At 44.1% G+C, this 7,010-nt stretch carries 5 protein-coding genes and 1 tRNA gene; 2 read left to right on the top strand and 4 right to left on the bottom strand.

What is annotated here, in order from left to right:
• On the top strand, window positions 1–422 hold a 422-nt coding region (locus ACWJAO_RS02670; RefSeq protein WP_449139170.1), incomplete at its 5' end, for an SDR family oxidoreductase.
• Between the two features lie 73 nt (window positions 423–495).
• Here ACWJAO_RS02670 and ACWJAO_RS02665 read toward each other — a convergent pair.
• Window positions 496–1,503 carry an endonuclease/exonuclease/phosphatase family protein gene (locus ACWJAO_RS02665; protein ID WP_449139169.1) on the bottom strand — a complete coding sequence of 336 codons (1,008 nt, stop codon included), beginning with the start codon at window positions 1,501–1,503 and terminating at the stop codon, window positions 496–498.
• A 56-nt stretch (window positions 1,504–1,559) separates the two neighbouring features.
• Here ACWJAO_RS02665 and ACWJAO_RS02660 point away from each other — a divergent pair.
• Window positions 1,560–1,631: transfer RNA gene (locus ACWJAO_RS02660), tRNA-Arg, on the top strand.
• Window positions 1,632–1,777: 146 nt separating this feature from the next.
• Here ACWJAO_RS02660 and secDF read toward each other — a convergent pair.
• The 3 genes from secDF to ACWJAO_RS02645 all read right to left on the bottom strand — a co-directional run bounded on the left by secDF (window position 1,778) and on the right by ACWJAO_RS02645 (window position 6,956).
• Window positions 1,778–4,795, bottom strand: a complete 3,018-nt coding sequence (gene secDF, locus ACWJAO_RS02655) for a protein translocase subunit SecDF (RefSeq protein ID WP_449139168.1) — start codon at window positions 4,793–4,795, stop codon at window positions 1,778–1,780.
• Between the two features lie 119 nt (window positions 4,796–4,914).
• Window positions 4,915–6,012, bottom strand: coding sequence for an endonuclease/exonuclease/phosphatase family protein (locus ACWJAO_RS02650; protein WP_264901802.1), 1,098 nt, complete (start codon window positions 6,010–6,012; stop codon window positions 4,915–4,917).
• A 5-nt stretch (window positions 6,013–6,017) separates the two neighbouring features.
• A complete protein-coding gene (locus tag ACWJAO_RS02645) occupies window positions 6,018–6,956 on the bottom strand; it encodes a rhomboid family intramembrane serine protease (RefSeq protein WP_144155651.1) in 939 nt (312 codons plus the stop codon).
• Between the last annotated feature and the right edge of the window lie 54 nt (window positions 6,957–7,010).

Here is a 7,010-nt window from a genome sequence, read left to right as displayed (position 1 = left end):
TAGCTCTCACATACGTAGCTTCTCAGCGTACATTCTTCGGTTACAACGATATGGCTGATGCCAAGAGCATGCTCGAAAGTATCGCCCGCAGCTTCGGTTACATCTATGGTCGTGAGAAGCACGTGCGCATCAACACCATCTCTCAGAGCCCTACAGCTACAACAGCAGGTAAGGGTATCAAGGATATCGAGAATATGATGGACTTCGCCGACAAGATGTCTCCACTCGGAAACGCCGTAGCTGAGGATTGCGCTAACTACTGCGTGATGATGTTCTCTGACTTCACCCGCAAGGTAACCATGCAGAACCTCTTCCACGATGGTGGTTTCTCATCAATGGGTATGAGCCTCCGTGCTATGAACCAGTATGCTAAGGATATGACTCCTTATGAGGATGAGAAAGGTAATGTTATCTACGGATAATCAGGAAGAAGAGAAAAAATCTCACTAATATACAAACAGGTATGTTCAGTAAAAATCTGAGCATACCTGTTTTTTATTCATATCCACCCTCTATCTTAAACTTGGCAACAAGCGGAAGATGATCGCTGTATCCACCCAAATATCGGGGACCGAGATAGGTGCGGAAAGGTTTCTTTCCGCCATATTTCTCATCATCTTCTAAGAGAAATGGCAAATCTCCTATCTGGCAACTCATCTTAAGCCGGGAAAGTGAAGGACTGAAGAGAATCTGGTCAAGACTTCGCCAATCTCCATGCCAGCGATAAGTAGCCTTGGCACCATGAGAGCCTTTGACGCCAACAGATATATTAATAAGGTGATGCTGATAAAGATAACGAAGGGCCGGAGAATCGGAATAATCGTTGAAATCGCCGGCTACGATAATCTTTGCACTATCATTGAGCGCATAGATAGAATCTACGGCAGAAACCAGCTGGCTGGCTACCTGCAGGCGGTAGGGACGCGAAACCTGTTCGCCGCCACGCCGGCTAGGCGCATGCAATACAAAGACATGGAGCGTATCATCATTCATAATCCGCCCCGAAGCATAGAGAATATCTCTCGTAGGGCGAGTATCAGGCAGCGGCTTGATGCGGATGGACCGGAACTGTATAAGCGCAAAAGAAGATGGCTGATAAAGCAAAGCCACATCTATGCCTCGTTCATCAGGCGAATCGGTCATCACATAATCATAATTCACACCGCGAAGAGCTGAACGCCGGGTTAAATCAAACAGCACACTATCGTTCTCCACTTCGCAAAGCGCCACAAAATCGGGAACATGCCAGGACTTCTCCGAGGGTCTTGAAGGATTATCTGGGGAGGCGGTACCAACAAGCGACAAATCTTCATAACCCAAAGCTACTATAGTCTTGGAAAGATTTGCCAGCTTGCGCCAATAGCGATAAGGCGTCCACTTGTAACTGCTCTGTGGCAGGAATTCATAGTCATTCTTCAGCGAATCATGCCTCGTATCGAAGAGGTTTTCGCAGTTCAACTCCACAAAAGTGAGGAAACTTGATAAGATGAGAGTGAAAAACATAACATTTTATTTTGTATTGTCAACGATTTGATGTATCTTTGCAGTCGGTTTACAATGGTCCTATAGTTTAACGGATAGAACGGAGGTTTCCTAAACCTTTGATCCGAGTTCGATTCTCGGTGGGACCACGTACTTTCCTTATCATTCCAGAGATGATAAAACAATAAAGGTCGCTCCTGACAATCAGGAAGCGACCTTTATTATTTTTATATTCTTTCCAGTATCTTTCTCTATCCGACATACATCGGACAGAGAAAGAATGAAGAGTTTCTGATTACTTAACTTCTGCAACCTCCCCAGCTGGCTCTTCCTTAATCTTACGACCAAGAACGATGTAAGCCATTGGAGACGCAATGAAGATAGATGACAATGTACCGAATACTACACCCAGGATCATTGCGAATGAGAAGCTGCGGATGCTGTCACCACCGAGGATGAAGATACAGAGCAACACGAGCAATGTAGATGTAGATGTATTGATGGTACGAGCCAATGTCTCATTGATAGATGCATTGAAGAGCTGCTGACGGTCGCCCTTAGGATGCAACTTCAAGTTCTCACGGATACGGTCGAACACAACCACCTTATCGTTGATAGAGTAACCTACCACGGTCAGGATAGCACCGATGAAGGTCTGGTCAATCTCCAATGAGAATGGAACGAGACCCCACAGGAGTGAGTAGAAACCGACTACTGTCAAGGCATCGAATGCCAAAGCTACAGTAGAACCTACAGAGAAGGCCACGTTGCGGAAACGTACCAGGATGTAGAGGAAGATAGCAATCAATGCAAAGAGCACACTATAGATAGCACCCATCGTGATATCCTTAGCCACTGAAGGACCTACCTTTGTACTACTGATGATAGAACCACCCTGACGAACATCTGGGTTCTTGAATGCCTCAACACTCTTCTGAGATACCAGGTTGGCCTTCTTCAAGGCGTTATAGAGGATGGTCTCAGCCTCATCGTCAACAGTTGGACTGTTGCTCTCAATCATATAGTTGGTAGATACACGGATGGTCTTGCCATCTGTACCGATAGCGATAGCGCCAGTAGTTGCCTTGGTGCCGTCTGCATTGACGAATGCATCGCCAAGAACGGTACGGATCTGCTCAGGCTCTACAGGATTCTCGAACTGTACCACATAGTTACGACCACCAGTGAAGTCGATACTCTTACTCAAGCCACGAACAAAGAAGCTACCAATGAACACAACTGCAGCAACGATTGCTACGGTGAAGGTAGTCTTGTACATAGACATGATCTTATACTTCTTGCCCTGCATCAGGTTGTGAGAAACTGGAGTATCAAACTTACAGTGCATCCACTTATCGTGGTTCAGCTTATAATCGTAAACCAGACGTGTCAGGAACACAGCTGTGAAGAATGAAACAACGATACCGATAATCCAGGTAGTAGCGAAACCACGAATAGGACCTGTACCGGTAGTCAACAGGATAACACCTGTAATCAAAGAAGTCAAGTTAGAGTCGAAGATAGCAGAGAAAGCATTACCATAACCAGCAGCTACAGCCTGCTTCATACCCTTGCCAGAGCGGAGCTCCTCCTTGATACGTTCATATATAAGCACGTTGGCATCCACGGCAGTACCCAGAGACAAGACCATACCGGCAAGACCTGGTAACGTCAGAGCCGCCTGGAAGGACGTCAGGATACCCAGCGTGAAGAATACATTGACGAGCAATGCCAGGTTAGCCATCATACCAGGAATGACATTGTACATCATCACCATGTAAACCATCAGGAGTACGAAAGCAACAACGAATGATACAATACCCATCTGGATAGACTGTGCACCGAGTGTAGGACCTACAACCTCCTCCTGAACGATACGAGCAGGAGCTGGCATACGACCAGACTTCAATGTGTTAGCCAAGTCCTTGGTATCCTCGATAGTGAAGTTACCGGAAATCTGAGAGCTACCACCATCAATCTCGCCGTTTACACGAGGAGCAGAGTAAACTACGCCATCCAGAACGATAGCAATAGCCTTACCTACGTTAGCCTTGGTCATCTGAGCCCACTTACGTGCGCCCTCAGTATTCATCTTCATGCTAACAACAGGTGAACCCATCTGGTCGAACTCGTCCTTAGCATCGGTAATTACATCACCCTCCAAAGGAGCACGACCTGTAGTGGTAGTCACCTTCAAGGCGTGAAGCTCGAAGATATTCTTAACCTTCAGGTTATCAGCTGGCTTAGCACTCCAAAGCAGACGCAAGTCTGATGGCAAAACGCGCTTAGCCACAGCAGAGTAGATAATCTTGTTGATGGCAGCAGTATCGCGAACGCTAGCGTAACCAACAGTGCTCAAACCACCACCGAGCTGCAAACGAGCCAACAATGGGTGAGCCTTGATAGCAGCAGCATTCTGAGCATCCTCGCCTACCTTGCTTACAGCATCGTCCTTCTTCTTGATAGAGAACTTAGCCTCAGCCTTCTTAGGCTCAGCCTTAGCAACTTCTTTCTTTGCAACAGTTGTATCAGCAGCAACAGAGTTTTTCTCCTCCTCACCATTATCACCATTTGCGATACGAGTATCAAGCTGCTGGAGATAAGGAGCGATTTCCTCTGAGTTGTATGTCTCCCAGAACTCAAGGTTTGCACTACCCTGGAGCATCTTACGCATACGCTCTGGCTGGCTGATACCAGGCATTTCTACCATGATACGGCCCTGCTGACCTTCCAACTTCTGGATGTTAGGCTGTACAACACCGAACTTATCGATACGGGTGCGGACAACATTGAAAGAGTTGTCAATAGCATCCTGTACAGAAGCGCGGATAGCCTTCTCTACATCTGCGTCGCTGCTCTGAGGAGAAACCTTGCCCTGCAACTGCTGGGTAGCGAACACTTCTGCGAGTTTATGACCTGGTGCGCTCTTATGATAAGCGTTAATGAAAAGTGACACGAAGTCACCACCGTTAGCTTCTTCCTGAGCTCTAGCTTCCTTCATGGCATTGGTAAAACCTGCGTCGGTCTTATGATCGGCAAGGTTTTCAAGTACATCAGGTACAGAAATCTCAAGAATTACATTCATACCGCCCTTAAGGTCAAGTCCAAGACCAATCTGAGTCTCCAAGCAGTTCTGGTAAGAATAAACACCTAAGTACTTAACAGAATCCTTATAATCCTGCTGAGCAATAGGATCTTTAATCTTTGCAGCCTCGCTGTCATAGTAACGTGTGGCAAACGAGAATGACAAATAGAAGATACTTGCGAGTGTCAGTAAGACGGCTACACAAATTACAATTCCTTTGTTTTGCATTTCTATTTATTGTTATTAATTATTTGTTTCTTTTCAATTGCTTTTAGGGATTCTTTCAAAAACCTCCATAAAGTTGTGCAAAAATAAGCATTTTTTTTCTTATATAAGAATAATTTGCTCTATTTTTGCTTTTTAGGGCGCATTTTTAGCTTACAAATGATAGGATAGTGGTCTGAAACGGCGATTTTATCATCAACTTTACATTCATAAGGCTCCCAATCGTCTGAGCACATGATATTGTCAATGCGAACAAAAAAGCCTCCATGATGATAGCTGATACCCGGTCCGTTACCACTTGCAATGTAGCAATCCGTCAAATCTTTAGCTATCGTACGATGAGCATAAGAGATAGGACCATCATTAAAGTCACCGCACAAAATTATACTATGTTCTTTATGCTGCTGAATGTATTTTGCTACAGCCTCAGCCTCCGGAGCCCGTTTCTTTGTTGCCTCGGCAAGTTTTACAACGAGCAGTTTGGACGTTTCTTCTGCAGTATCAACCTGCAATTTTCCGATAACCAGATTCTTGAACTGGCGTCTGTCCTCTAAACTTAAGCCGGTAGTTTCCAAATGATTATTGATGAGAAGGACCTCTCTATCTTTCACTTTCAGACGATACGCTACACTCATATTTCCTTTCGATTCATAAGGAATTCTCTCTTTTGAAAGAATAGGGTATTTACTGAGCAACATAAGACAATTCCCACCATTCACGTGCATCGTTGTATCCTGATAAGCATACATAGGCTTGAGCATGCTATCTATCTGTTCAATATTCCGGGAAGTAGGACATGCTTCCTGCAGACAAACAATATCAGCATCCTGCTCCTGCAGATAAGCAATACAGATATTAGTTCCTTCGGCATCCTCTGTCTGTGCACCAAAATTCCAGGTATTATATGATAGAACTTTGATACAACCTTTTGGAGTTTCGCCAGAAAAGTTGATTGGCATATACTTGCGGACAGGAACAAAACAGATCAAGAAGCCTAAGAATGGAATAATGGCATACTTAGACCGGAAGAGCAACCAGAAAAGCAAAAAGCCTAAGTTAACTATAAGAAAAACCGGGAAAAGTAAGCCAAGATTAGCCAATGCGGCGAACTTTTCTGGCTGAAAGAAGTCAGAAAAGCCCACCAGCAACATGATGATGATAGTTGCCACATTAGCACCAGCTATCATCTTATATGTAAATTCCTTAAACCCTTTAAACATGCTTTTTACTTATTACTCTGATCAAAGAGCATCTGCTTTTCACTAGGAGTCAAGCTATCATAACCGCTCTTTCTTATTTTATCTAAGATTCGATCTATCTCTTCCTGTGACACAACCTTTTCGTTGGTCTTACATTCAGCATCCTGTTCATAAGTCTGATTATAAGATTCATTCTTGGTATAAGTAAAATGCGTTCTACCTGCCCGACGCTTTCCACCGAACATACCTTTCAACTTATCAAAAGCGTCTGCAGAATTTGAATGATAGTAACCGTTATCAATCTGCTTACGCCAATAACGGATCAGGAAGAATCCAAAGACCATACCTCCCAAATGGGCAATATGAGCCACACCGTCATCAGAGAGAGAGAATGTTGAAACCAATTCTATGACAGCATAGCCTATCACGAAGAATTTAGCTTTAATAGGAACTGGCAACGGGAAAATGAAGAGACGCTCGTTTGGATAAATCATACCAAAGGCAAGCAATATGGCATAAATAGCTCCTGAAGCTCCCACGGTAGTCCATAGGTTCAGATATTGCTCCATTGTTATTCTGGCTCCATTAACACTAACATAATCATAAGCTGCCATATCCTTTGCCACATAGGTAATATACTGTGCAGCTTCCTGGAACAAACCTGCTCCCACTCCACACACTATGTAATAAAAAAGGAATTTCTTTGGTCCCCAAACTCTTTCAACCACACAGCCAAACATCCATAAGGCAAACATATTGAAGAGAATATGCTGGAAACCACCATGCATAAACATGTAGGTAACTAACTGATAAATATGGAAATCGGATGCCAGGAAGAAATGAAGCCCAAACAGATCTGTCAGGCCAGAACCACCACCCATACTCTTGTCCATCAGCATGCATGCCAGGAATGCTACTACATTCACTATCAGCAAATTCTTTGTTACAATTGGAATATTGCGCATAACTTTATTTCTCTAAACTGTTTAATAATCTAACTAATATTTGTATTTTGGCGA

It is taken from the genome of Segatella sp. (genome assembly GCF_977051555.1).
The sequence above is the reverse complement of the archived record's forward strand: the minus strand, read 5'-3'. Positions and strand labels throughout refer to the sequence as shown.

What these genes read in the sequence shown, in the direction of transcription:
- ACWJAO_RS02665 (WP_449139169.1), bottom strand. Translation starts at nt 1,503, where the DNA reads ATGTTTTTCACTCTCATCTTATCAAGTTTCCTCACTTTTGTGGAGTTG.
- secDF (WP_449139168.1), bottom strand. Translation starts at nt 4,795, where the DNA reads ATGCAAAACAAAGGAATTGTAATTTGTGTAGCCGTCTTACTGACACTC.
- ACWJAO_RS02650 (WP_264901802.1), bottom strand. Translation starts at nt 6,012, where the DNA reads ATGTTTAAAGGGTTTAAGGAATTTACATATAAGATGATAGCTGGTGCT.
- ACWJAO_RS02645 (WP_144155651.1), bottom strand. Translation starts at nt 6,956, where the DNA reads ATGCGCAATATTCCAATTGTAACAAAGAATTTGCTGATAGTGAATGTA.